The 23894-nt window shown below is 66.2% G+C and carries 25 protein-coding genes; 14 read left to right on the top strand and 11 right to left on the bottom strand.

The window, feature by feature from the left end:
- Nucleotides 1-167: 167 nt before the first annotated feature.
- From ACJH6I_RS19625 to ACJH6I_RS19615, 3 genes are all read right to left on the bottom strand, one after another.
- The gene (locus ACJH6I_RS19625; RefSeq protein ID WP_020104284.1) at nt 168-917 is read right to left on the bottom strand and encodes a SigB/SigF/SigG family RNA polymerase sigma factor; all 750 of its coding nucleotides are present in this window, start codon (nt 915-917) and stop codon (nt 168-170) included.
- The gene (locus ACJH6I_RS19620; protein WP_318986814.1) at nt 914-1351 is read right to left on the bottom strand and encodes an ATP-binding protein; all 438 of its coding nucleotides are present in this window, start codon (nt 1349-1351) and stop codon (nt 914-916) included. The genes ACJH6I_RS19625 and ACJH6I_RS19620 overlap by 4 nt, the downstream gene beginning before the upstream one ends.
- Nucleotides 1352-1599: 248 nt before the next feature.
- The gene (locus ACJH6I_RS19615) at nt 1600-1869 is read right to left on the bottom strand and encodes a hypothetical protein (protein ID WP_318986858.1); all 270 of its coding nucleotides are present in this window, start codon (nt 1867-1869) and stop codon (nt 1600-1602) included.
- 158 nt (nt 1870-2027) lie between these two features.
- Between ACJH6I_RS19615 and ACJH6I_RS19610 the strand changes: the two genes are divergently transcribed.
- Together ACJH6I_RS19610 and ACJH6I_RS19605 are read left to right on the top strand one after the other, a co-directional pair.
- Complete coding sequence (locus ACJH6I_RS19610; RefSeq protein WP_318986855.1) at nt 2028-2273, top strand: CsbD family protein; 246 nt, start codon at nt 2028-2030, stop codon at nt 2271-2273.
- A 240-nt stretch (nt 2274-2513) separates the two neighbouring features.
- Nucleotides 2514-3191, top strand: a complete 678-nt coding sequence (locus tag ACJH6I_RS19605; RefSeq protein WP_318986813.1) for a hypothetical protein — start codon at nt 2514-2516, stop codon at nt 3189-3191.
- Between the two features lie 32 nt (nt 3192-3223).
- On the opposite strand, the gene ACJH6I_RS19600 is transcribed toward ACJH6I_RS19605, so the two are convergent.
- The 3 genes from ACJH6I_RS19600 to glgX form a co-directional block, all read right to left on the bottom strand.
- On the bottom strand, nt 3224-3670 hold the full coding sequence (locus ACJH6I_RS19600; RefSeq protein ID WP_318986812.1) for a response regulator: 447 nt from the start codon (nt 3668-3670) through the stop codon (nt 3224-3226).
- 192 nt (nt 3671-3862) lie between these two features.
- On the bottom strand, nt 3863-4558 hold the full coding sequence (locus ACJH6I_RS19595; protein ID WP_318986811.1) for a TetR/AcrR family transcriptional regulator C-terminal domain-containing protein: 696 nt from the start codon (nt 4556-4558) through the stop codon (nt 3863-3865).
- 152 nt (nt 4559-4710) lie between these two features.
- Nucleotides 4711-6864: a glycogen debranching protein GlgX gene (gene glgX / locus ACJH6I_RS19590; RefSeq protein ID WP_318986810.1), complete on the bottom strand. Its 2154-nt coding sequence runs from the start codon at nt 6862-6864 to the stop codon at nt 4711-4713.
- A 170-nt stretch (nt 6865-7034) separates the two neighbouring features.
- Here glgX and ACJH6I_RS19585 point away from each other — a divergent pair, with 170 nt between their 5' ends.
- The 3 genes from ACJH6I_RS19585 to ACJH6I_RS19575 all read left to right on the top strand — a co-directional run bounded on the left by ACJH6I_RS19585 (nt 7035) and on the right by ACJH6I_RS19575 (nt 8854).
- Entirely contained in the window at nt 7035-7190 is a 156-nt protein-coding gene (locus tag ACJH6I_RS19585) for a hypothetical protein (RefSeq protein WP_212806754.1), read from the top strand.
- A 39-nt stretch (nt 7191-7229) separates the two neighbouring features.
- Entirely contained in the window at nt 7230-8456 is a 1227-nt protein-coding gene (locus ACJH6I_RS19580) for an AI-2E family transporter (protein ID WP_318986809.1), read from the top strand.
- Between the two features lie 152 nt (nt 8457-8608).
- The gene (locus ACJH6I_RS19575; protein WP_212814670.1) at nt 8609-8854 is read left to right on the top strand and encodes a CsbD family protein; all 246 of its coding nucleotides are present in this window, start codon (nt 8609-8611) and stop codon (nt 8852-8854) included.
- A 75-nt stretch (nt 8855-8929) separates the two neighbouring features.
- Here the strand turns inward: ACJH6I_RS19575 and ACJH6I_RS19570 are convergent, their stop codons facing one another.
- Entirely contained in the window at nt 8930-9949 is a 1020-nt protein-coding gene (locus tag ACJH6I_RS19570) for an XdhC family protein (protein WP_318986808.1), read from the bottom strand.
- Nucleotides 9939-10154, bottom strand: coding sequence for a hypothetical protein (locus ACJH6I_RS19565; RefSeq protein ID WP_212806756.1), 216 nt, complete (start codon nt 10152-10154; stop codon nt 9939-9941). Before ACJH6I_RS19565 ends, ACJH6I_RS19570 begins: the two co-directional genes overlap by 11 nt.
- 190 nt (nt 10155-10344) lie before the next feature.
- On the opposite strand from ACJH6I_RS19565, the gene ACJH6I_RS19560 reads away from it, so the two are divergent.
- The 3 genes from ACJH6I_RS19560 to ACJH6I_RS19550 are packed head-to-tail and all read left to right on the top strand — an operon-like array spanning nt 10345 to nt 14161.
- Nucleotides 10345-12648 carry a xanthine dehydrogenase family protein molybdopterin-binding subunit gene (locus ACJH6I_RS19560; RefSeq protein ID WP_318986807.1) on the top strand — a complete coding sequence of 768 codons (2304 nt, stop codon included), beginning with the start codon at nt 10345-10347 and terminating at the stop codon, nt 12646-12648.
- Complete coding sequence (locus ACJH6I_RS19555) at nt 12645-13181, top strand: (2Fe-2S)-binding protein (RefSeq protein WP_244872792.1); 537 nt, start codon at nt 12645-12647, stop codon at nt 13179-13181. Before ACJH6I_RS19560 ends, ACJH6I_RS19555 begins: the two co-directional genes overlap by 4 nt.
- Nucleotides 13178-14161 (top strand): xanthine dehydrogenase family protein subunit M, encoded by a 984-nt coding sequence (locus ACJH6I_RS19550; protein WP_212806757.1) that lies wholly within the window; start codon nt 13178-13180, stop codon nt 14159-14161. Before ACJH6I_RS19555 ends, ACJH6I_RS19550 begins: the two co-directional genes overlap by 4 nt.
- A gap of 12 nt (nt 14162-14173) precedes the next feature.
- On the opposite strand, the gene ACJH6I_RS19545 is transcribed toward ACJH6I_RS19550, so the two are convergent.
- The 3 genes from ACJH6I_RS19545 to ACJH6I_RS19535 form a co-directional block, all read right to left on the bottom strand.
- The gene (locus tag ACJH6I_RS19545) at nt 14174-14944 is read right to left on the bottom strand and encodes a hypothetical protein (RefSeq protein WP_318986806.1); all 771 of its coding nucleotides are present in this window, start codon (nt 14942-14944) and stop codon (nt 14174-14176) included.
- A 7-nt stretch (nt 14945-14951) separates the two neighbouring features.
- Nucleotides 14952-15272, bottom strand: a complete 321-nt coding sequence (locus tag ACJH6I_RS19540) for a DUF732 domain-containing protein (protein WP_244872791.1) — start codon at nt 15270-15272, stop codon at nt 14952-14954.
- A 134-nt stretch (nt 15273-15406) separates the two neighbouring features.
- A complete protein-coding gene (locus ACJH6I_RS19535; RefSeq protein ID WP_318986805.1) occupies nt 15407-17203 on the bottom strand; it encodes a GAF domain-containing protein in 1797 nt (598 codons plus the stop codon).
- A gap of 106 nt (nt 17204-17309) precedes the next feature.
- Between ACJH6I_RS19535 and ACJH6I_RS19530 the strand changes: the two genes are divergently transcribed.
- Genes ACJH6I_RS19530 through ACJH6I_RS19505 form a run of 6 tightly spaced genes read left to right on the top strand, consistent with a single transcriptional unit; the run spans nt 17310 to nt 23892 of the window.
- Nucleotides 17310-18800, top strand: coding sequence for an aldehyde dehydrogenase (locus ACJH6I_RS19530; protein ID WP_212806761.1), 1491 nt, complete (start codon nt 17310-17312; stop codon nt 18798-18800).
- 30 nt (nt 18801-18830) lie between these two features.
- A complete protein-coding gene (locus ACJH6I_RS19525) occupies nt 18831-20186 on the top strand; it encodes an MFS transporter (RefSeq protein WP_212806762.1) in 1356 nt (451 codons plus the stop codon).
- The gene (locus tag ACJH6I_RS19520) at nt 20183-21373 is read left to right on the top strand and encodes an FAD binding domain-containing protein (RefSeq protein ID WP_318986804.1); all 1191 of its coding nucleotides are present in this window, start codon (nt 20183-20185) and stop codon (nt 21371-21373) included. The genes ACJH6I_RS19525 and ACJH6I_RS19520 overlap by 4 nt, the downstream gene beginning before the upstream one ends.
- A 28-nt stretch (nt 21374-21401) precedes the next feature.
- The gene (locus ACJH6I_RS19515; protein ID WP_318986803.1) at nt 21402-21839 is read left to right on the top strand and encodes a hypothetical protein; all 438 of its coding nucleotides are present in this window, start codon (nt 21402-21404) and stop codon (nt 21837-21839) included.
- The gene (locus ACJH6I_RS19510) at nt 21836-22804 is read left to right on the top strand and encodes an amidohydrolase family protein (RefSeq protein WP_318986802.1); all 969 of its coding nucleotides are present in this window, start codon (nt 21836-21838) and stop codon (nt 22802-22804) included. The genes ACJH6I_RS19515 and ACJH6I_RS19510 overlap by 4 nt, the downstream gene beginning before the upstream one ends.
- On the top strand, nt 22804-23892 hold the full coding sequence (locus ACJH6I_RS19505) for an NADH:flavin oxidoreductase/NADH oxidase (protein ID WP_318986801.1): 1089 nt from the start codon (nt 22804-22806) through the stop codon (nt 23890-23892). The genes ACJH6I_RS19510 and ACJH6I_RS19505 overlap by 1 nt, the downstream gene beginning before the upstream one ends.
- Nucleotides 23893-23894 lie beyond the last annotated feature (2 nt).

Here is a 23894-nt window from a genome sequence, read left to right as displayed (position 1 = left end):
GCGGCTCTGCCGGCATGGACAAGTGGTCACATCCTTCACCAAGCGGCCACCTACGTCGTGCTGACCATCGTGTTGCGCTGTGCTTACCGTCGCGGACGTTACCAGTTGGCCCCACACCGCTCCCGCCATTGACGCGCACCGCAGTCGCCGGGCACCGGGGCGCAGCCCTACTCCAACTTCTCCCGAAGCTGCGCCAGGGTTTTCGCCAGCAACCGCGAGACGTGCATCTGCGAGATGCCCACCTTGGCGGCGATCTGAGACTGCGTCATCGATTCGAAGAATCGCAGCACCAGCACCGTCCGCTCGCGTTCCGGCAGTTCGGCCAGCAGCGGCCGGAGCGCCTCGCGGTACTCGACCTTTTCCAAACCGGGATCGACGTCGCCCAGCGTCTCCGCCAGGGACGGGCGCTCCTCGCTCCCCGCGGCCCCGTCGATCGAGGTTGTCTTGTACGAACTGCCCGCCATCAGGCCATCGAGGACCTCGTCGCGATCGATGCCGAGCTCGGCGGCCAGCTCAGAAGCCGTGGGCGCGCGCCCGAGGCGTTGCGACATCTCGGCGCTGGCCGTGCCGATCTGCAGATGCAGCTCTTTCATGCGGCGCGGGACCTTCACCGACCAGCTGTTGTCGCGGAAGTGGCGACGCAGCTCTCCCATGATCGTCGGGACCGCGAATGAGGCGAAGTCCGAACCCATCTCGACGTCAAAACGCTTCACCGCGTTGATCAGGCCGATGCGCGCAACCTGCAGCAGATCATCGCGTGCTTCGCCCTTGCCCTCGAAGCGCCGCGCGATGTGGTCGGCCAACGGCAGACACCGCTCGATGATCGCGTCCCGCTGCTCGATGTAGTCAGCTGAGTCCTCGGTCGTCCCCTGGAGCTGACGGAACATCTCGAGAACGTCCGCATACTCCGCCGTCACCGCTGCAGACTCACTCGTCTCGAGGTCAACGAAACACCCAGCACCTGGGTGCCGTCGGTCGCCGGCTCGTCGGCGAAGGTCGACACGTCATCGGCCAGCGAGCTGAGCACGTGCCAGCTGAAACTGTCCGGCTTCACCACGGCGCTGCCGCGGCTGTCGTCGGCCACACACGTCGCCGAAGCGCGAATCACCACAGCATCATTCGCCGGGTCGACGACCACCCGCAGGCTCGACCCGGGCACCGCGGCCCGGATGAGTCCGGTACAGGCCTCGTCGACCGCCAGCCGGATATCGGCGATGGCGTCCAGATCGAAATCCTCGAAGGCGGCGACCGCTGCCACGAGCGTCCGCAGGACGGCCAGGCTCTCCGGCGATGCCGCAACGATCAACTCAACAGACCGGTCACTGGTGCCCTGCCCCACTGCCTCAACCACCTATTTCCTCCAGCGTCCCTGTGCAGGCCACTCCACGTCGCACTCTGTGTACCCATTGTCCATGGCTGCTCAAACAAACATGCATCGCCCGCCGCCGCCCGCTGTCGGCGGCGGCAGTACCCGAAGGCGGGCTACGGTGTCAGCACGCTTCGCCGTCTGTGCAGCCGTCCGATTCATCCTGTGCCGCAGGCTTTTTCGATCAGCTGCCGTACTTCGTCGCGAAGACGACCGCGTCGACGCACGGCCGGCTAGTACCAGTAGCGGCGGCCGGCGATCGGACGTCCGGTCGCCCCCAGCAGCCAAAAAACCGCGCCCACCACCAGCACGACCACGCCGGCCACCCACAGGGGGTAGATGTTGAAGATCAGCCCGAGAGCAAGCAGTACAGCTCCGACCAAAATCATGGTGCCTCTTTCCGTTGTGGGCAGCGCACGCACGTCGTCGTGACGCCCGCCCGGTCTGACCTTGCCGGTCAGCGGCAGTCCTTCCGTACCCACGGGCGTCGGCTGCCCAAACATTTCGGAATTCCTCCACGGAATGCCCTGTGGGGCACCCACATCCGTGTGGTGCAGATCGCAATTCTCGCCGTTTGACGTGCACCGGAGCCGGGAATTCTCGGCAGGCGTGGGGAACGGTTCTCCGTGCGATCATCCGATCCGTGAGCGGAAGGGTAGCCATGAGCGAGGACAAGAACACCGGTCCCGAGGAAGCCATCCGGGGCGTCGTGGAAGGCGTCAAGGGCAAGGCCAAGGAAGTCATCGGCACCGTCGCCGGACGTGACGACCTGGTCCGTGAAGGTCAGGCCCAGCAGGACAAGGCCGATGCGCAGCGCGACGCCGCGAAGAAGGAAGCCGAGGCGGACGCCGCACGCGCGGGCGCCAAAGCCGCTGAGGCGCGCGAGAAAGCCGAGCAGCAGAACTAGGAGCGCCTGAGACCGCAGCACAGTCAGCGGCCCAGTCCAGCGACATGCTGGACTGGGCCGCTCTGGTGTGCGCGGAATTCGCCCGGAAAGCCCTTGCATTGAAAGACCTTTCGTCAGCTCGAGGTCAGGGACACGCGTACACCCGCGCCGCGTCCGCTGAGTGTTTGCCATTCGAATGCAGGGGGTAACTGTGAAGTCAGCTGACGCACTCGCGCGTTGCCCGACTCGAAGGATTCAGGGATGACACTCGAACTGATGGCGGCGCCACGAAGTGCGGACGAGGCGGCCGGCATTGTCCAGCCGTTGTCCGACGAAGCCGCCGCATCCGGCGTGACTGTGCACCTGCCGGTGTTGCTGGTGGGCCTGCGCTGGTTGTTCGACACCGAGCAGCCGGCCCGCGCGGTCCAGTGCCCCGCGGGCGACAGCCTGCCGTCGGTGGGCGGACGAGCGTTCCGCTTCATTCCCGCCGACCGCGACGGCCGGGCGGCCGTGGGCATCGCGGTGACCACCGGCATTGCCGGCGACGTGATCGGCGGTCACGAGGCGGCCGACTTCATCGATCTGCTCGAGGGCATGGGCGAAGAGGTACTGGCCATCAATTCCGTCGCGGCAGGCGCGTATTACGTGCTGACTCTGGCGCGACCCGCGCATCCGACGCTGCGTAGCGCGGTCGTCCGGTACCGCGCCCAGCACCGGGCCGACTCCACCGCCTCACCGTTCGGACCGGCGCACCACGGCGATGACGTCAGCCCTGTGAGCGCGACGGAGCTGCAGCGGCAGCTGGCCGCGAGCGCCGCTGAGCAGGACAGCAAGCCATTGCTCGACGATGCCGCCGGCGTGCATTGGATGGACCGTTTCAGCTTCCGGACGACCGCCGAGTTCGCCGGCGGCGATCTGTGCCTGGCCGTGCAGACGTAGCCGGTCTGCCCGAGCCGAAGACCCGGCTGCTGTCAGCCCCGCGGCAACCGGACCACCTGGACAAAGAACTCGTCGATCTGGCGTACCGCGCTCAGAAACTGCTCGAGATCGACCGGTTTGGTCACATACGCGTTGGCATGCAGTTTGTAGCTGCGCAGGATGTCTTCCTGCGCTGACGATGTGGTGAGCACGACGATGGGGATGTCGCACAGTTCGACGTCCGACTTGACCTTCTCGAGCAACTGCCGGCCGTCGTATTTGGGCAGGTTCAAATCGAGCAGGATCAGGTCCGGTCGCGGCGCATCGGCATAGGCACCGCGCCGGTAAAGGAAGTCCAGGCCCTCCTCACCGTCGTGGGCGATGTGCAGAACGTTCTTGATCTTGTTGTCGGCGAAGGCTTCCCGGGTGATCAACTGGTCACCGGGATCGTCCTCGATCAACAGAATGTCGATCGCCCTGCTGTCGCGCGGCACGGTCACGTGCACACCTTCCCCACCTATACGTAGATGACGTTCGATCCATCGTCCGGCCGCGCCGGGAATGCGAGTACACGGCGGGTTCGGCGCTCCATCAGCGGCGCCGGCAGTCTCCTGCCGTGACACACATCCCCAACCACGATCAGTTTACATTGTAAACAGCCGTGTCGGCAGCGGGCACCGTCAGACGCCCGCTCAGCGCCGCGGCAAGTTCGATTCGAGCCGGTCCAACAGCGCTTCGAGCGCTTCTTCGAACTCCGTTTCGCCATAGTCTTCCGACAGCAGGGGTTGCAGCCGCTGCAGCTGCGGGTAATCCGACAGCTTGGCCCTCGGCCGGTCGGCTTCTTCGAGGATCGCCTCGGCGGGGCTCAATTGGGCGCCGCGAGCGGACACCTCCAGCAGCAGCTGACCCACCAGGAACGTGGTGTACGCCCGGTATGCCGCCACTGCCGCGACGTCATCGAACCCATAGGAAAGCAACGTATCGAGGAAGCTTTCCATCCAGCGCATGCTGCGCAGCGGCGGGCGCACCCACGGCGCCTCCGGCGCCTGTGTCGCCACCAGCGGAAAGAGTTCGGGATGCTGCAGCGCGATCTGACGCACTCCGTGAGCAAGGCGGATCAGATAGTCCTGCCAGCCGTCTTCCTGCCGGCGGGCCGCCAGCTGCTCGGCGTACAGGCGGTCGACGACATGGTCGACCACCCCGGTCAGCAGGTCTCCCCTGCCGTGGACATACCGGTACAGGGCCATCGCCTCCACACCACATGCCGCGCCCAACCGGCGCATGGTCAGCTTGTCCAGCCCATGCTGGTCGATGAACTCGATCGCGGTGTCCAGGATGAACTCTCGAGACAGCGCCGGGTGGCCATCGCGCACACCGTCACCGGGCACGGCATCGGAGCCTCCCGCCGCAGTTGCGGGGATTCCGGAGTCATTGGCTCCCGACAAAGCGCCGACCTCCCAGTACTCGCTGATTCCGGGACCAACGCTAGCCGCAGTGGGCGACGAAATGGTGGAGCGTCACCGCGGGCAGCGTGCTTGTTTCAGGCAACAGTACGGAACACCGTCAGGGCACGGCTTTCCACCGTCACGGTGGCTTCCGCCTCCAGCGGCGCAGTCTCGGCGTCGACGGTGGCCAGACCACTGGCGGTGTCGAGTATCAGTTGCCACCTCGAACCGAATTGCGCTGGCGGCAGCGCGAATTCGATGGCGTCGTGGTGAGCGTTGAAGCACAGCACAAACGAGTCGTCGACGACCCGCTGCCCGCGCTCATCCAGGTCCGGTATGCCGTGTCCGTTGAGGTAGACCGCGACGGACTTGCCGAAGGCGGCGTTCCAATCATCATCGGTCATCTCCGAACCGCTCGGCGTGAAGAAGGCAACGTCCGGAACGTCCTGCGCGCCCCGGGCGCGCACCGGCCGGCCGTTGAAGAAGCGTCGGCGCCGAAAAACCGGGTGCGCGGTGCGGATTGCGGCGATGCCGCCGAGGAACGCGGTCAACTCGGTATCGGCGGATTCCCAATCGATCCAGGTGATTTCGTTGTCCTGGCAGTAGCCGTTGTTGTTTCCCCCTTGTGTGCGCCCCAGTTCGTCGCCGTGCGAAATCATGGGCACGCCCTGGCTCAGCAAGGTGGTGGCCAGAAAATTGCGCTGCTGGCGTCGACGCAGCGCCTCGATGTCGGGATCGTCGGTCGGACCTTCCACACCGCAGTTCCAGGACCGGTTGTTCGATTCGCCGTCGGAGTTGTTGTCACCGTTGGCCTCGTTGTGTTTCTCGTTGTAGGACACCAGGTCCCGCAGCGTGAATCCGTCATGGGCGGTCACGAAATTGATCGAGGCGACCGGCCGGCGCGAGGTGTGCTCGTAGAGGTCCGCCGATCCGGTGAGCCGTGACGCGAACTCTCCGAGCGTGGATTCCTCACCACGCCAGAAGTCACGCACGGCATCGCGGTACTTTCCGTTCCATTCCGTCCACTGCGGAGGGAAGTTCCCGACCTGGTAACCGCCGGGCCCGACATCCCACGGCTCGGCGATCAGCTTGACCTGGCTGATGACCGGATCCTGCTGGACCATCTCGAAGAACGTCGAGAGCCGGTCCACGTCGTAGAACTCGCGTGCCAGCGTCGACGCCAGATCGAAACGGAAACCGTCGACATGCATCTCGGTCACCCAGTACCGCAAAGAATCCATGATGAGCTGCAGCGCATGCGGGTGACCGGCATTGAGACTGTTGCCCGTGCCGGTGTAGTCCATGTAGAACTTCTGGTCCCCATCGACCAGCCGGTAGTAGGCGGCGTTGTCGATGCCCCGGAAGGACAGCGTCGGGCCCAGATGGTTGCCTTCCGCGGTGTGGTTGTAGACCACATCGAGGATCACCTCGATGTCGGCCTGGTGGAGGTCGCGCACCATGGCCTTGAACTCTTGAACCTGGCCCCCGGGCGTCACCCCTGACGTGTATTTGGGGTCCGGCGCGAAGAACCCGATGGTGTTGTACCCCCAGTAATTCGACAGCCCTTTGTCGATCAGCACGGAGTCGTTGGCGAAGTGGTGCACCGGCATCAACTCGACGGCCGTGACACCGAAGCTCTTCAGATGGTCGATGATCGCCGGATGCGCGACGCCCGCGTAGGTGCCGCGATCACGCTCGGGAACGTCGGGGTGAAGCTGCGTCAGCCCCTTCACGTGGGTTTCGTAGATCACCGAATCGGCGTACGCGCGCTGCGGCGGCCGGTCGTTGCCCCAGTCGAAGTACGGGTTGATCACCACCGACTTGGGCATGCGGGCGGCCGAATCATCGTCATTGCGGCTGTCTTCGTCACCGAAGTTGTACCCGAAGAGACTTTGGTCCCAACGGAATTCGCCGTCGATCGCCTTGGCGTAGGGATCGATCAACAGCTTGTTCGGGTTGCAGCGCTGCCCCGTCGCAGGATCGTACGGCCCGTGGACGCGATAGCCGTAGTGCTGTCCGGGCACGACATCAGGGAGGAATCCATGCCAGATGAAGCCGTCGACTTCCGGCAGCACCACCCGCGTTTCGGTGCCGTCGTCGGCGAACAGGCAGAGCTCGACCCGCTCTGCGGCCTCACTGAAGACGGCGAAGTTCGTTCCGACACCGTCATACGTCGCTCCGAGCGGGTACGCCTTGCCCGGCCATACCTCGGTGCGGCGGTTGTCCTCCGAGTCGGCGGACGTTGTCATGTGCTCTCCTCGAGCGCCAGTACTGGGGTGGGAGGAATAGCCCGCATCAGCGCCATCCAATCATCGCGACGGTCGGAATGCACGGTTGGTTTGGCCGGGTGTCGGCGTGGGTACCTGAAAGCCGCCGGTGTTGACGAAGACGTCAACACCCCGAGCGAGGAGCGCAGCACATGATCATCTTGGGCATTATCTTGCTAATCCTGGGCTACGCCCTGGCAGTACCGATTCTGGAGACCATCGGTGCAATCCTGGTCGTGATCGGTGCGGTCCTGTGGATCCTGGGCGCCGTCGGGCGGCCGGTCGCAGGACGCAAGGTGTGGTTCTAGCCGGCGCGGTAACCGTTCCTGCGCACCGCGGGCCCTGTGGTGACGAGCGCCCGGCCGTGCGGTGACCGCGAACCACCCGACGAGGCGAACCAGGTAGAGAAGACGGGTGAGGCCGGTCAGCCGGCGCACCACGACATGGTGGCGCAGCCGCACGGCACAGATGAGGAACCGATCGCCGCGGCGGAAGCTGTCGCCGCGGAGATGAAAACCGATGCGCGTCCCCATGGCGAATTGGGGCGGCGGTTCGATCGGCACTCACCCTTCTTCGTCGGGATGACGGCGGCCGCAGGCGTTGCCGTGACGTACGGCGCCGTGCACATGCTGGTCGCCGCGCAGTCGGTGCTGGTGCTGATCGGAGTGGCGTTCTTCCTGGCGCTGGGGTTGGAACCCGCCGTCTCGTGGTTCGTCAACCACCATCTGCCGCGTTGGCTCGCCACCACAGCCGTTTTCATCATCTTTCTCGCGCTGATGGCCGCCTTCGTGGCAGCGGCGATTCCGCCGCTGTCGCAGCAAGCCACCCAGCTTATCCATCAGGCGCCGCACTACATTCAGCAAGCGCAGAGCCACTCGTCCACGATCGGAAAACTCAACGACCGCTTCCATATTCAGCAGCGGATCACCGACACGATGAATGGTTCGGGCGGGTCGATACTCAACGAGATCGTCACTGCCAGTTCGGCGGTGTTCGCCGCACTGGCCGATGTGCTCATCGTCATCGTGCTCACCGTGTACTTCCTGATCGACTTCCCGCGCATCCGCGCCACCCTGTATCGCCTTGTCCCCCAGACCCGTCGGCCGCGCGCGATTCTCATCGGCGACGATGTCTTCGCCAAGGTCGGCGCCTACGTCCTGGGCAACGTGGCGATATCGGCGATCGCCGCAGTCGCCACCGCGGTGTGGCTGAGCGCGTTCGACGTGCCCTATCCGCTACTGCTCGGCATCTTCGTCGGACTGTTCGATCTGGTGCCGGTCGTCGGCTCCACCATCGCCGGAGTCGTGGTGGCGGCGGTGGCCCTGACGGTCTCGCTACCCGTATGTGTTTCCACCGCAGTCTTTTTCATCGTATTCAGAGCTCTCGAGGACTATCTGCTTGTCCCCCGCATCATCGGACACGCGGTCAAGGTGCCCGCGTTGGTCACCGTCGTGGCGGTTCTCATCGGCGGCGCTCTGCTCGGCATCGTCGGGGCATTGGTGGCCATTCCGGTCGCAGCTGCCGTGCAGCTGATCACCCGCGAGGTGCTGTTCCCGCGGCTTGATGGCACCTGAGCACCAGCGCCCCTCACACCGAACAGCCAATGTCCGGCAGGTCACAACACCACGGTGTTTCGAGTCGAGGCAGATCGGAAATCCTGCAACCAGGGCGCGGCACAGCGATACCGCTCCTGAGGAATCCATCCATGACTACCGGAAGGGCAGACATGAGCGAGAAGCAGAACACCGGACCCGAAGAAGCCGTGCGTGGCGTCGTGGAAGGTGTGAAGGGTAAGGCCAAGGAAGTCATCGGCACCGTGACGGGCCGCGACGACGTCGTGCGTGAGGGCCAGGCCCAGCAGGACAAGGCCGACGCGCAGCGCGACGCCGCGAAGAAGGAAGCCGAGGCGGACGCCGCGCGGGCGGGCGCCAAGAGCGCGGAGCAGCGACAGGAAGCTGAGCAGCGCCGCTGACTCACAGATCGGCCCAGCCGGGGTTTGCCTCCGGCTGGGCCGATTGCTGTGCGCAGCCCGTCGCCGGCCCCGGCATCACACCGAATGGAATGCGCGTTCGGACTTCGGTAGCCCGCTGCCACCTTCGGCACCAGCGACCACTTGGGCCAGGATCGACAACGCGATGTGGGGCCCGGCGCGACCGCCGAGATCCAGCCCGATCGGCGCCTGCAGACGGTGTAGGTCATGGGCGAGAAGTCCCCGCGCCGACAGCTCACGTCGAGTGTTCGCCGAGCGAGCGCTCGAGCCGAGAGCGCCGACGAACGACGGCTGCAGACCGCCGGTCCATCGCCGCGAATCAAGGGCCTCGAGTAGCAGCGGCACGGTGAAGCGATCATCATGGGTCAGATCGACGATTGCCGTCTTCGCGGCGATGCGCCCCGCTTCCCGTTCGCGCCGCAGATAGCGATCGGGCCGATCAATGACGAGTTCCAGCGGGCCCGAGAACCGGTCGGGACGCAGGAATGCCGACCGTGGATCACAAACCACCACCGCGAATCCCATACGGGCGCCCAGCGCCGCGAGCTCGACGGCGATCTCGCTGGTGCCGAAAATCACCATGCGGGGCGGTGCTTCGTAACGCGTGCAGAACTCGGGCGCATCACCGGCCTGGGCCAACGAAATGTGCCCGGTTTGCAAGTTCAAGAACGTGGCTGCCGGCTGACCGGCTTCCAGTGCCGAGAGCAGGGCCGGCAGTTCCGGAAAGTGCCGCGGTGTCACCGGATGCATGGCCACCCGCACCGTGCCACCGCAGGGCCCGCGCGGCGCAAACGGGTCACCGCTCAGCCGGTCTGCTTCGTATTCGACGGTCCGGCAACCGATTCCCTCCACAAAACCGGCAGGTTCTGCGAAGATTCGCTGGGCCCGCTCGAACAGGTCCGCCTCGACGCAGCCCGATGACACGCTGCCGGCCATCGCCGCGTTCCGGTCGAAGGCCATCATCGACCCGAGTGGGTACGGAGATCGGTCGTAGGTGTCGAGGACCGTGACCGCGAGAACCGGCTCACCGTGCTGGTATCGCCGCGCAATCCATTGCAGCACAGCTTTATTCTTCATCGATGTCCTCCCCGCTCGCCAGATCGGGGCATTCGACCCGGAGCAGATCGGGATGTGCCGTCAGGAATGGGCCGGCGCCGGTGTCACCAGAGAGGTTCTGCAACAGGTCATCGAGCCAATGACCATCGGCAGCGGTCACTTTCGGCTTTCCGTAGCGCTGCCCGCTGCCTGCCGCCAGGACTATGCCAAGGGTCGTGGTGCTCATGGTGGTACTCGGTGAGGCATGTTACTCAGACGATGTCGCAACGCGCCCGGCCTCCGGCCTCATCGCCAGGTCGACGCGTAGGTCGAGCCTCAGGTGCCGGCCATCTGATGACACAGGAGGCGGACGGTGCGATGCTCTTACCGCCTCAAGTGACAGCGAGCGCGCGACGACGCGCAAAGGCAGGGTGAGAGTGACAGGCGATGGAGCAATCGGCCGGCCGGTGAGCCGGGTCGAGGGACGCGACAAGGTGACCGGCGGCGCGCGCTACACGGCCGATACCGCAGTGCCCGGCGTGCAGTACGCGGTGCTGGTGCAGTCCACCGTGTCGCACGGTCGCATCATCGCCGACTCTTTGGCGGCCGCCGCGACGCGCGCCCAATCCGCCCCGGGAGTGACCTGCGTCCTCACGCCCTTGAATTGCCCTACTCTGCAGCATCTTCCAGTCGACCTGACGTGGGATCTGCCGCTGGAGCGACGGCCACCGCTGTCGGATCTGACGGTCCAACACAGAGGCCAGCACGTGGCTCTGGTGGTCGCCGATACCCTGGAGAACGCGCAGTTCGCCGCGGCGTTGATAGACGTGAGCTACGAGGAACAGCCCGCGCTCCTGACGGCGCGCGATGTGCTCGCGGCACGGGACTTGCCGACCAGCGATGACGGGGTCGTGCGCAGCGGCACCTACCGACCCGATCATTTCGTCAAACTCGAGGACGAGAAGCTCCAGGACCACCGTGGCCCGGCCGATGAGCCGGCCGACGGCATCAAGATCGCTTCGCGCTACACGACGCCCGAGAATGCCCACTACGCCATCGAGCTGGCCGCCACGATCGCGAGCTGGGACGGTGATCTGCTGACCGTGCACGACACGACGCGGTGGATCGCCGGTGAACGGCTCGCTCTCGCAGCATATTTGGGCATCCCGGTCGACAACGTGCGGATCATCGCCCCGCTGGTCGGTGGAGCGTTCGGTTCCAAGAGTTTCTTGTGGATGCATGTCGTGCTGTGCGCGTTGGCTGCGCGAGTGACCGGACAACCGGTCAAGATGGTCCTCAGCCGCGCCCAGATGTTCACCTCGACCGGACACCGTCCGCCAACCGAGCAGCAGGTGCGGCTGGTCGGCGATGCTCACACCCGACTGACCAGCATCGAGCACCACACGCTCACCGAGACGTCGACAATCGCGCACTTCTGCGAACCGGCCGGCATCAGCACACGGTTCCTCTACCGATCACCCCGAATGGTCGTCTCGCACACGGTCGCTCGGGTACATTCCCCCACTCCATGTTTCATGCGCGGACCTGGCGAAGCACCTGGACTGTTCGCTCTGGAGGTCGCCATGGACGAGCTGGCCCACGAGCTCGACGTCAACCCGCTGCAGCTGCGCATCACCAACTATGCCGGGGACGATCAAGCCACCGGACGCCCGTGGTCCGACGAGAATCTGCTGCGGTGTTACCGGGAGGGAGCCGATCGTTTCGGTTGGTCGCACCGGCCGTCCGAACCCCGGTCGCAGCGCCGCGACGATGTGCTCGTCGGCTGGGGCATGGCGACCGCGACTTATCCGGGGCGTCGCATGCCCGCCGGCTGTCGGGTGCGGACCACGCGCGACGGAATTGTCGAATTCTCCTCAGCCACACACGAAGTCGGGACCGGCGTGCGGACCGTCATGACGCAGATCGCCGCGGATTCCGCGGGATTGCTACTGCCGCAGGTGGCCTTCTTCTCGGGTGATTCCGCCTTCCCGAGCGCCCCGTACAGCGGAGCATCACAAACCACCGCGGCCGTCGGCTCGGCGGTCTACGAGGCCGGTCGGGAATGGAAACGCCGGCTGCTCGAACTTCTCGTCGCCGACGAGCATGCGCCATACGCCGGATGCGACCCGCACACGCTGGATATCCGCGACGGCGAGGTCATCAGCACCGATCCGGAGCTCCCGGTCACCGCGGTCATCCCACTGCTTGCGGCATCCGACAATGCATTTCACGAGCGACTCACCTTCACCAGCACCAGCGACGGGGCGCCGGAAGGCGGCCCCGTGTCGCAATCGTTCGGCGCCCACTTCTGCGAGGTGGAAGTAGATGAGAGCATCGGGCGAGCCACCGTCACCCGGTGGGTCGCGGTCATGGACTGCGGACGCGTCATCAACCCGAAGCTGGCGCGCAGCCAGATCATCGGCGGCATCACCTTCGGTCTCGGCATGGCGCTACTGGAGCAGGTGCCCTACGACCCCGGTACTGGCCACGCCCTCGGCGAGTACTACGTGCCCACTCACGCCGACATCCCGAGGTTCGACATCGCCTTCATCGACAGCGCCGACGACCACCTGAACGCATTCGGCGCCCGCGGCATCGGCGAAATCGGAGTGTGCGGCGTGGCCGCGGCGATCGCCAATGCCGTCTTCCACGCCACCGGTCGCCGGGTACGCGACCTGCCGATCACCATCGAGAATCTGTTGCCCGCGTTCGGCGCAGCGTCCCAGAGGCAATCCATATGAGTGACCACACCATCGAGCTGATCATCAACGGCACCGCCGTCACGGTGGTGGCCGACGTCCGCACCACGCTGCTGGACCTGCTGCGTGAACGCCTGCAACTCACCGGTACGAAGAAAGGCTGCGACCACGGACTGTGCGGCGCCTGCACGGTTTCGGTCGATGGTGCGCGCGTCCTGAGCTGCCTCACCCTGGCCGTGACGATCGAGGGCGCCACCGTCGTGACCATCGAAGGCATCGCCCAAGACGGCCGGCTGCACCCGTTGCAAGAAGCGTTCATCGAACACGACGGATTCCAATGCGGTTACTGCACGCCCGGCCAGATCTGTTCGGCACGAGCGATGCTCGCAGAACACGCGCGCGGGGATCTGTCTGCCGCAACTTTCGACGGTCCGTTCACCGACGTCGCGAATGGACCGGAGACCTTGTCCACCAGTGAAATCCGCGAGCGCATGGCAGGCAACATCTGCCGTTGCGGCGCCTACCCGAACATCGTCGACGCGATCGCGTCCTGTCTGCCCGAGCACCGCCCATGAAGACCTTCGACTTCCACCGCGCGCGCGATGTCGATGACGCCCTCGATCTTGCGTCCCGCACCGGTGCCACCTACTACGCGGGCGGCACAAACCTGCTCGACCTGATGAAGCTCGGCGTCGCGGCGCCGACGGCTGTGGTCGACGTCAGCCGGCTCGGCCTGGATCAGATCACTGCAACCGATGACGGCGGCATCATGATCGGGTCCGGCGTCACCAACAGCGCGATCGCCAACCACGATCTGGTCCGGACACAGTATCCCGTGCTGTCGCAGGCGATCTTGTCCGGAGCGACAACCCAGCTCCGGAACATGGCCACCGCCGGCGGCAACCTGCTGCAACGGACTCGTTGTCCGTACTTCATGGACGCCGAGTTCCCGGCGTGCAACAAACGCCGTCCCGGTTCCGGCTGCGGTGCGCTGCAGGGTTTCAACCGTGAGCACGCACTGTTCGGGACCAGTCAGTCCTGCGTTGCGGTGCACCCGTCCGACATGGCGGTGGCGCTGTCGATGCTCGATGCCGTGGTGCACGTCCGGGCGACCACCGGTTCGCGCAGCATCTCGCTGTCCGATTTCTTCCGGCTTCCCGGGGACGAACCCGACCGCGACAACACCCTGCTACCCGGCGAACTGATCGTCGGTATCCACCTGCCGCCGTCGGAATACGCCCGTCGCAGTTGGTATCTCAAGGTCCGTGACCGGCACAGCTACGCCTTCGCCCTGGTGTCCGTTGCAGTTGGACTGACACTCGACGACGGTATCGTCACTTCAGCGGCCATCTCACTCGGCGGCGTCGCCGCCAAACCGTGGCGCGTACCCGCAGCCGAATCCGCGTTGATCGGTAATGCCCCCGACGACAAGGCTTTTCGAGATGCCGCAGAGATCGCGCTGCGCGACGCTGCTGCGCTGGGCCAGAACCAGTTCAAGATCGACCTCGGGAAGCACAGCGTCCTGCGGGCACTGCACAAGGCCAGTACGCGGTGACGCCGTCCGACGTCACTCGACAAGCTTGCTCAAGCAGTACACCCGCTTCGGGGACGTGAAGACCATCGCCTTCGCCGCAGTGGCGCAGGCCGATTCATCGGTGCTGTCATCGACGCGCTGGGCCACCTTGAACACCCCCGTGTGCGAGTTGGCGATCGCCGGAGCCTGTGCGCATTCGATGTTCCTGACGCTCTTGCCGGTGAGATCCAGCGCGTAGCAGTCACCCTCATGCAGGTTCAGGGCGAAGCACAGGCTCGCAGCCTTGGGATCGTCCTGATTGCTGGTGGCGTAGAAGTACGGGCCCTCCGACGGCGCCTTGCCGTCCGGGCACAGTCCCTTCGAGGTCTCGCCCGCCAATTCGTAGACGGCGTCGGAGGATTCGCAGCTGGTCGAGGTGAAATTGAACTTCTCGTAGTCCGAGGTCGTGACGCACTGCCCCGATTTGAGGTGGGAACCGAAGACCGTCGTGGTCTGTAGTCCCTTGCGGGCCATGTTGCCGATGCCGCCGAGTACGACCAGCACCACCACCGCGCCCACGATCCACATCCACGGCTTGATGCCTGACTTGCGCGGCGGCGGCGCATATCCAGGGAACGGGTTCGGGGCACCGTAGTTGGCCTGCGGCTGGCCGGCCCAGGGTTGCGGATTCGGCGCCGGCCAACCCGGCTGGGGTTGCCACGCCTGCTGCCCCGGCGCGGGCGGGATCGGTTGGCCCGGTGGGTTTCCCGGCGGTCCGTGCGGCGTCGGGTCCCATGGGCCTTGCTGCGGTGGCGGTTGCGTCATGGGCTGGTCAGTTCGGGGCAGACGTGCACAAGATGCCGTGCGCAGCTTTCGCCAGCGCGCCGGTGGGACCCGCATCGGCGCCGTACTGCCCGGCCAGCGCGCCGACGACGTCGGGCCGCGACTGGCCACTGAACGCCATCTGACACGCCTGCAGCCCGGCCTGCATGATCGCGTCGTCATCGCCCGGGAAGCCCGCGTTGCGGGCCTGGTTGATGAACCGCTGCTGTTCCGGCGTGAACGGCAGCGGCCACGCCGACGCAGGTCCAGCGGCGGCGACGGACAACGCGGAGACTGCGGCAACCACGCCGGCAGTCAGACGGATCTTCATCGACATCTCTCCCCCAAAGTGTCTGGACCCGCGGGGTCGCGGGACCTCAACACGACTCAGCCTAATCGCCCCAGACCGGTTCACGGGACCGATCTTCTGAGGGGCGTCCCCGCACCCGCCTGCGCAGTCACGATCTATCTGCCGAGGCCTTGTTCCGCAATGTCATACACGATGAGCGCGGATGAGAACTGCACGCTGACGGTTGGATCGGCCAGGTCCACTGCACACAGCGACTCGATGCGCCGTAGGCGCTGGGCAACCGTATTGGGATGAATCAACAGTTTTTCTGCGGTCGCGGTGCGGTCCAGTTTGCAGGCGAAGTGGGTTCGCAGCGTGGCAACGAGGTCGGTGCGGTGTTTGGCGTCGTAGTCGACGATCGGCGCCAGCGTCCGGTTGGCGAAAGCTGTCAGCTTGGCCGGGTCGTCGAGCTGCAGGAGCAATCCGACGATGCCGAGATCGTCAAGGCTCACAACGGAACCGGTGCGACCCGAACGCACGGAGATCTCGAGCGCACTCCTGGCGACCCGGTAGGCGTCGCCGTAATCGGATCCGTAAACGGGCGACACCGCGACTGTCGCGGAAATGTTCGGCGCGATCCTGGACAACTCCCGCTGAATGATGGCACCCGGGGACTCGTCGCCCTCACGTGGCCAGAGAGCGACCAGCGTTCCGCCATGCATCGCGACCAGCGGGCGCGGCTGACGCCCCGATGCCAGCTCGGTGACAGCGGAGAGCGCACGTTGCCACGCCCGGCGGGTGGCCGACTCGCTGGGGCCGGCGAGGGTGGCGACGACGGCGACGTGGGCGACGGACAGATCGTGGCCCAAGCGTCGCGCACGTTCCCGAATCTGGTCCGACGGCTGACCGCTGCCGGTCAGCACATCGGTCAGCAGTTCGCCACGCACCCGTCGTTCGACCTCGGCGGCGGTCTGCATCCGCAGCAACTCCACCGAGATGACGATGGAGGCGTGCTCTACCGCCCGAATTTGTAGGGGGTCAAGTGAATCCGGGACTCCGGGGAACCAGATGCGGGCTGCGACCTCGCTGCCCAGACGCACCCGTGCGACGAGCCAGCCAGTCGAAGCACCCTGATCGTCGACGGCCTCGCCGACCGTCGACGAGTCTGCTGCGGACTCGGCATCCGTCGTCGCGGTCCGGACTGCGACGGCCGGGTAATCGATGCCGTCGGCTGAGCGCGCGAGCTCGGTCTGGCGGGCGTCGTCGATGAGCACGGGCCGGCCGATCAGGTCGCTCAACGCCGCGGCAATCCCGCTGACGCCTCCCGACCGCAAGGTCACTGCGAGCAACCGTTCGTGGATCTGTTCCGAACGCGCGAGCGCATCGCGTTGCTCCCGTAGCGATTTGGTCAGAGTGCGCAATTCATCGAGCCGGCGCGCCGAAGTCACCGCGATGGCGGCATGGTTGGCGAGCAAGGTCAGCCGCTCGATCTCGTAGCGGGTGAAGGTGTGCACCGAGGCGTAGTAGCCGTTGAGTGTTCCCAGCACCTCGGTGCCGGCAATGAGCGGTACGGCGACGATCGCCCGATAGCCCTGCTCTTGTGCCACACCGGCCCAGAGGGCGAATCGGGGTTCAATCCGCACGTCGCGGATAGCCACCGGTTCTCCACTGTGAAAAGCGCGACTCGACGGCGAGGTGCTGTCCAGCCGGATGGGGCGGTCGGAGTTCACCCGTCCGACGTACTCATCCGACAATCCGCTCCAGCCCCGCACGAGCAGTTGCTCGCCGGCGTCGTCGGGGATGAGCACGCCGCAGAAGTCGAAGCCCAGCAGCGTCCGCGCGGTATCGGCGACCAGGCAGAGCACCTCGGCCAGATCGGTCTCAGCACCGGCAAGGGCACTGAGGGTGCGCAACGCTGCCAGCCACGTGACCAGTTCCGCCCCCGGCCGTTCGCGGCCCGTCGACGTCGTCATCCGATCAGTGTGCATCACGAGGAGATGTAGCCACACACATATTCAGCCGAATAATATGTCTTGCACGACATTGAACGCAGTTGGCGTTGTGATGAGACTCATTGGCATGACCCAAGTCTCACCGGCCCCCACCGTGGTCACGGATGCGCCCCTCACCCCTGTCCGCCACATCCTCAGCCCCGCCACCGGCGCAGTGATCGCCACCGTCCCGGAGCAGGGGGCGCGTGAGGTCGATGCCGCGGTGGCCAAGGCCCGCGCGGCATTCGAGGACGGGCCGTGGCCGACCATGGTCCGGAGCGAGCGCGCCAAGCTGCTGCTGCGCATCGCCGACGTCATCGAATCCGCCGCCGAGAAGCTCTACACCCTCGAGGCCCAGAACAACGGGCGGCCGATCACCGAAACCCGGGCCCAGCTGTCTCGCGTGCCGGAATGGTTCCGGTACAACGCCGGGCTGCTGGCCGCGCAACGCCAAGCCGTGCTGCCGGGCGACGGGCCCTACCTCACCTATCAGCAGCGGCTACCGCTCGGCGTGTGCGGCATCATCACGCCGTTCAACCATCCGATGCTCATTCTGGCGCGGAGCCTGTCGGCCGCCCTCGCCAATGGAAACACCGTGGTGGTCAAGCCATCTGAGCTGACACCGCTGACGACGCTGGCCCTCGCCGAGATCGTCACCGACGCCGGGCTACCCGACGGCGTGCTCAATGTGATCACGGGCGCGCGCGAGGCGGGCGAGCGTCTCACCGGCCATCCCGACATCGCCAAGATCACTCTCACCGGCGGCACCGAGGCCGGGCGATCAGCAGCCGTCGCGACGGCGTCACGCTTCGCGCGAATCACCGCCGAGCTGGGCGGCAAGACGCCGGTGCTGCTGTTCGACGACGTCGACCCGCAGATCGCCGCCGAGGGTGCAGCCTTCAGCGCGTTCGTCGCGGCCGGCCAGTCGTGTGTCGCAGGGTCGCGATTCCTGGTGCAACGGGGCATCTACGACGAGTTCGTCGCCGCCCTCACTGCGCGCGCCCGGGCCATTCGCGTCGGAGACCCCGCCCTGCCGGACACCCAGATGGGACCGCTCATCAGCGACCGGCAGCGCGACAAGGTCACGGCGCTGATCCGGACCGGCCTCGACCAGGGCGCGACCCTCGCCGCCGGTGGCCAAATACCCTCCCTGCCAAGCCCTTTCGACGGCGGCTTCTACCTCGAACCCACCGTGTTGTCCGACGCCACCATGGACATGACGGTCGCCCGGGAAGAAATCTTCGGGCCGGTCGCCGTGGTCATCCCGTTCGACGGCGAGCACGACGGCGTGCAGATGGCCAACGACAACCCGTACGGCCTCGGTGCCGGAGTGTGGACCACCGATGTGAGCCGCGCCCACCGCGTGGCGGCGCGCATCAACGCGGGCATGGTCTGGGTCAACGACCACCACCGCCTGGAACCGTCCCTCCCCTGGGGCGGCATCAAGGAATCCGGTTCCGGAAAAGACGCCGGCACAGAGTCGTTCGACGACTTCTCCTGGGTCAAGACGATCGTGGTGCGCACCGCTGCCGAGCCCGTCGACTGGTACGGCGGGCAGCCCCAGCGCCGCCTCAACTGACCCACTTCCGACGGCCCGAAAGGCACACCCATGTCCGCAGCACGCTGGCATCACGACATCACCCGAACGCAATGGCTGGTCCTGGCGGGCACCACGCTGGGCTGGGGCCTGGATGGCTTCGCCGGTAGCCTCTATGTCCTCGTCCTCGGCCCCGCCATGAACGAGCTGCTCCCGAACAGCGGCATCGATACCGATGCCGCGGCCATCGGGTTCTACGGCGGCCTGACCGTCGCGCTCTTCCTCATCGGATGGGCGACCGGCGGAATACTTTTCGGCATACTCGCCGACTATTTCGGCCGTACCCGGGTGTTGTCGGCGGGCATCCTCACCTACGCGGCGTTCAGCGCGCTCGCCTTCTTCGCCGACACGTGGTGGCAGCTGGGCGTCCTGCGATTCATCGCAGGCCTCGGATCAGGTGTCGAGGCACCGGTGGGTGCCGCTCTGATCGCCGAGACCTGGCGCAACCGATTCCGGGCCCGCGCCGGCGGCGTGATGATGGCCGGATACGCCGGTGGCTTCTTCATGGCGGCCGCCGCCTATGCACTGCTGGGTGACCACGGCTGGCGCGCCATGATGCTGCTCGCCGGCATCCCGGCCCTGGTGGTGTGGTTCATCCGCCGCTACGTACCCGAGCCACCCGAGATCGGCGCCCACTTGCAAGCACGTCGGGAGCGGAAAGCACTGGGCCACAATCACGTCCACGATCGATTCGTGCTGCGACGCCTGTTCAGCCCGCCACTGCTGCACCCCATGCTGGTCTGCACCGCACTGGCCACCGGAGCGCTGATCGCGTTCTGGAGCGTGTCGACGTGGTACCCGCAGATCATCCGGCAGGCGACCAAGGCCGAAGGCCTCCCTTCCGGCGTGGCCGATCACCGGGTCGCGGTGGCCGCGATGCTGTTCAACGCCGGCGGCATAATCGGCTACGCCGCATGGGGTTTCGTCGCCGACGCGATCGGACGCCGGAACGCCTTCGCGATCAGCTTCACGGTCTCGGCCGCCACCATCGCGTGGACGTTTCCGTTCGACCGCAGTCACACCGAGCTGCTCATCGCGATGCCGCTGCTGGGCTTCGGCTTGTTCGGCGCCCTGTCGGGCACCTTCATCTATGGTCCGGAACTCTTCCCGCCCAGTGTGCGTGCCACCGCGCTGGCCGTGTGCAACAGCGTCGGCCGTTACGTCACCGCGCTCGGGCCTCTCACGGCCGGGGTGATCGCCTCGTCGTGGTTCGACGGCAACCTCGGCGTCGCCACCGCCTCGGTGTCGGCGGTAGGCCTGATCGCCGTCATCGGCCTGGCCTTCGCCCGCGAAACCCGCGGGGAACCCATGCCCGTCGACCACCCCACCACCCACACCACCCGGCTCAGCGAAAAGAGCGCATCATGACCGAATACTCCACTGCTTCGGCGATCGTCGTCGGCGGATCCATCGGTGGCCTCACCACCGCACTGTTGCTGCGCGACTTGGGATTCCATGTCGACGTCTTCGAACGCACCCCCACTCCCCTCGACGGGCGGGGCAGCGGCATCGTCCTGCAGCCGGACACCGTGCGCTGGTTCACCGAACGCAGCCGGCAGCACATGGCCGATCTGCACACCGCCACCTCCTACGTGCAATACCTCGACCCCAACGGCGCCACCGTGCACCGGGAGCCCGCCCGCTGGACCTACACCTCGTGGGGCACCTTTTACCGGGCACTGCTCGCCGACTTCGGTACCGAGCACTACCACTACGGCGAATTCGCCTGTGGTTTCAGTCAGGACGAGCACACCGCCACGGTGCGGTTCGTCAGCGGCAAGACTGCCAATGCCGACCTCGTCGTCTTCGCCGACGGCATCACCTCACCGGCTCGCGAGCATTTCGATCCCGGTGCCGCACTCACCTACTCCGGCTACGTGGGCTGGCGCGGAACCGTCCCCCTGTCCGAGCTGACAGCCTCCACTCGTGAGGTACTCGGCGACGCCATCACCTACACCGTGATCCCGAATTCGCACATCACGATGTACCCGATTCCGGGTGAACAGAGCCTCGACGAGGCCGACCGGTTGATGAACTACGTCTGGTACCGCAATGTGCCGGCGGGCCCAGAACTCAGCGAATTGCTCATCGACAAAAGAGGATTCAGCGGATCGGTATCGGTCCACCCAGGCCAGGTGCAGGACCGCTTCGTCGACGAACTGCGCACGGCGGCAGCGGCGCAACTCGCGCCCGCAGTGGCCGAAGTGGTCGTCAAGACGCCGCAGCCCTACCTGCAGGTGCTGTCGGACGTGCGGTCCTCGCGGATGGCACTCGGCCGGGCGGCGTTGATCGGCGATGCCGCGTGCGCCTCGCGGCCACATGCGGCCGCCGGAACCGCCAAGGCCGCCGCCGACGCCTGGGCGCTGGCCGAGGCGCTGTCCACCTCGGCCGGAGACATCGTGGCAGCCCTGGCCAAATGGGAACCGGCGCAGCTACAGCTGAGCGACAGCCTGCTGCGCCGCGTGGTGGACATGGGCGAACGCTCGCAGTTCCGCAACAGCTGGACACCTGGAGACCCAGACCTGCGATTCGGCCTCTACGGCCCCGGACGCTAAAGCTCTTCACGACGAAAGGAATTCGAAAATGACCGACAACAACTATCTGACCGATCTACCGCTCGCCGGTGAGCTGGTGGCCACCGACTTCGAGAGCTGGCCGGGCTGGCTCAAGACCGAGTTCGCCGAGCACGCCTTCGACGGAAACGTCGGATCCCGCTTGCTGAGCGAGGACTCTCGGGTCCGGGTGTGGGAGATCCGGTTGGCGCCAGGTGAGCGCTGGCACGCCCACCGGCATGTGCTGGACTACTTCTGGACGGCGATCAACGCAGGCAGCAGCCGCCAGCACACCCATGACGGCACCGTCCGCGAAGTCTCCTATCAAGCCGGCGAGACCCGCCACTTTCATTTCGGGCCAGGCGAATTCCTGCTGCACGACATCGAGAACATCGGCGAAACCGAGCTGATTTTCACCACCGTCGAGCATCTCGACAGCGCCAACGACGCGTTGGAGATCGCGCCATGAGACCGCACATCGCCGACGGCGTCATCGACGTTCACGCCCATTGGTTGCCCCGTGCACTGTTCGCACTGCCGCCCGGCGCCCCGTACGGCCCGATGAATGACCGCGACGGCCAGCTGCATCTCGGTGACCTCCCGCTGTCGATCGCCACCGATGCCATGAGCGACGCGACCGCGATCACCGCCGACATGGACCGCGCCGGCGTCGCGGTACGCGTACTTTCCGCGCCTCCGTTCGCTTTTCCGCTCACCGCGGCCGGCGCCGAGTACGCCGGCGCATTCAACACCGCGCTGGCCGATGTCGTCGGAACATCCGACGGACGGCTCCTGGGGCTGGGCATCGTCGCCCTGGGCGAACCCGGAGACATCACCTCGCAGTTGGCCGCGCTGCGTGACGCCGCAGGCATCGTCGGCGTCGCAATACCGCCGGTGGTCGACGGCGACTCACTGCATCGGGGCGCATTGCGTCACATCGTTTCCGAGGCCGCTCGTCTCGATCTCGCCGTGCTGGTGCATCCCATGCAGATCGGCCGGCCGGAGTGGAGCGACTACTATCTGGCCAACCTCATCGGCAACCCCGTCGAAACCGCCACTGCGGTCGCGAATCTCGTGCTGAGCGGTCTGAAGGACGAACTGCCCGAGTTACGCATTTGCTTCCTGCACGGCGGCGGCTGCGCACCCGGTCTGCTCGGCAGGTGGGACCACGGCTGGCGGGCCCGTGCCGATGTCCGCGCCGCAGGCAGCCGATTGCCGTCCGACGTCGTCGCCGATCTGTATTTCGACACCGTCACCCATGACGCCCCGCAACTCGAACTGCTCGGCAAGATCGCCGGCAAGGACAAGGTGGTCTGCGGCAGCGACTATCCCTTCGACATGGCCGAATCGGACCCGGTACGGTTCGCGGTCAAGTACGGGCCCGACGAGGACGCGCTGACCCGAGCGGCCCGAAACTTCTTGGGAGTGAACTGATGTCGACACTCTTTACACCGCTCACCCTCCGAAGTGTCACCTTCGCGCACCGGGCCTGGATGTCGCCGATGATGCAGTTCTCCGGCGTCGCCGACGGACCGGAAGCCGGCACCCCGACCGACTGGCATTTACAGCATTTCGGTGCGCGAGTGGTCGGTGGCGTCGCCCTGGCGATGGTCGAGGCGACGTCTGTGGACCCCGTCGGCCGCAGCAGCGTCTATGACCTCGGATTGTGGGATGACCGCCAGATTCCGGCATTTCGGCGGTTGACGCACTTCATCACCGAGCAGGGTTCGGTGCCGGGCATCCAGATCGTGCATGGCGGCCGCAAGGCAGCCACCGGGCGGCCCTGGCCGGACCCCAGCCGGACTCCCGAATCCTGGACGACGCTGGGCCCGAGCGCCATTGCGTTCGGACATCGTCCCGTTCCCGCCGTACTGGACGTCGACGAGATCGAGCGAATCGTGGCGAGCTTCGCCGATTCCGCCCGGCGAGCCGCCGCAGCCGGCTTCCAGGTCCTCGAAATCCATGGCGCCCACGGCTATCTCATTCACCAGTTCCTGTCCCCGCAGTCCAACACACGCACCGATGCGTACGGCGGATCGCTCGACAACCGGATGCGATTCGCGCTGCAGGTCGCCGAAGCGGTTCGCGCCGCGTGGCCGCAGCATCTGCCCCTGTTCTTCCGGGTTTCCGCCACCGACTGGCTTGCCGGGGACACCGACGACCCGCGACCGGGCTGGACCGTCGCGGACACCGTCGCCCTCGCCGTCGGTTTGAAGAAGGCCGGGGTCGACCTCGTCGACGTATCCAGCGGCGGCGCGATTCCCGATGCCCGCATCCCGGTGGCCCCCGGTTATCAGGTGCCCTTCGCGAAAAGGGTTCGCGCCGAGGCGGATATCCCCACTGCGACGGTCGGACTGATCACCGAAGCCGAGCAAGCCGAAGCGGTCGCCTCCGGCGGCGAGGCAGACGCCGTCTTCGTCGCCCGTGCCCTGCTGCGCAATCCCAACTGGGTCCGCGACGCCGCGCAACACCTCGGGGTGACGCTGCCGCACCCGCCTCAATACTCACGGGGATTCGCGTGAGT

Origin of the sequence: Mycobacterium sp. SMC-13, assembly GCF_045311035.1 — a bacterium.
Classification (GTDB): Bacteria; Actinomycetota; Actinomycetes; order Mycobacteriales; family Mycobacteriaceae; genus Mycobacterium.
This window is presented reverse-complemented; position numbering and strand designations above follow the sequence as displayed.

Coding starts and splice junctions, on each gene's coding strand:
- ACJH6I_RS19615 (WP_318986858.1), bottom strand. CDS start 1,869: ATGTTTGGGCAGCCGACGCCCGTGGGTACGGAAGGACTGCCGCTGACC.
- ACJH6I_RS19610 (WP_318986855.1), top strand. CDS start 2,028: ATGAGCGAGGACAAGAACACCGGTCCCGAGGAAGCCATCCGGGGCGTC.
- ACJH6I_RS19605 (WP_318986813.1), top strand. CDS start 2,514: ATGACACTCGAACTGATGGCGGCGCCACGAAGTGCGGACGAGGCGGCC.
- glgX (WP_318986810.1), bottom strand. CDS start 6,864: ATGACAACGTCCGCCGACTCGGAGGACAACCGCCGCACCGAGGTATGG.
- ACJH6I_RS19585 (WP_212806754.1), top strand. CDS start 7,035: ATGATCATCTTGGGCATTATCTTGCTAATCCTGGGCTACGCCCTGGCA.
- ACJH6I_RS19575 (WP_212814670.1), top strand. CDS start 8,609: ATGAGCGAGAAGCAGAACACCGGACCCGAAGAAGCCGTGCGTGGCGTC.
- ACJH6I_RS19570 (WP_318986808.1), bottom strand. CDS start 9,949: ATGAAGAATAAAGCTGTGCTGCAATGGATTGCGCGGCGATACCAGCAC.
- ACJH6I_RS19565 (WP_212806756.1), bottom strand. CDS start 10,154: ATGAGCACCACGACCCTTGGCATAGTCCTGGCGGCAGGCAGCGGGCAG.
- ACJH6I_RS19555 (WP_244872792.1), top strand. CDS start 12,645: ATGAGTGACCACACCATCGAGCTGATCATCAACGGCACCGCCGTCACG.
- ACJH6I_RS19550 (WP_212806757.1), top strand. CDS start 13,178: ATGAAGACCTTCGACTTCCACCGCGCGCGCGATGTCGATGACGCCCTC.
- ACJH6I_RS19545 (WP_318986806.1), bottom strand. CDS start 14,944: ATGACGCAACCGCCACCGCAGCAAGGCCCATGGGACCCGACGCCGCAC.
- ACJH6I_RS19540 (WP_244872791.1), bottom strand. CDS start 15,272: ATGAAGATCCGTCTGACTGCCGGCGTGGTTGCCGCAGTCTCCGCGTTG.
- ACJH6I_RS19535 (WP_318986805.1), bottom strand. CDS start 17,203: ATGACGACGTCGACGGGCCGCGAACGGCCGGGGGCGGAACTGGTCACG.
- ACJH6I_RS19530 (WP_212806761.1), top strand. CDS start 17,310: ATGACCCAAGTCTCACCGGCCCCCACCGTGGTCACGGATGCGCCCCTC.
- ACJH6I_RS19525 (WP_212806762.1), top strand. CDS start 18,831: ATGTCCGCAGCACGCTGGCATCACGACATCACCCGAACGCAATGGCTG.
- ACJH6I_RS19520 (WP_318986804.1), top strand. CDS start 20,183: ATGACCGAATACTCCACTGCTTCGGCGATCGTCGTCGGCGGATCCATC.
- ACJH6I_RS19515 (WP_318986803.1), top strand. CDS start 21,402: ATGACCGACAACAACTATCTGACCGATCTACCGCTCGCCGGTGAGCTG.
- ACJH6I_RS19510 (WP_318986802.1), top strand. CDS start 21,836: ATGAGACCGCACATCGCCGACGGCGTCATCGACGTTCACGCCCATTGG.
- ACJH6I_RS19505 (WP_318986801.1), top strand. CDS start 22,804: ATGTCGACACTCTTTACACCGCTCACCCTCCGAAGTGTCACCTTCGCG.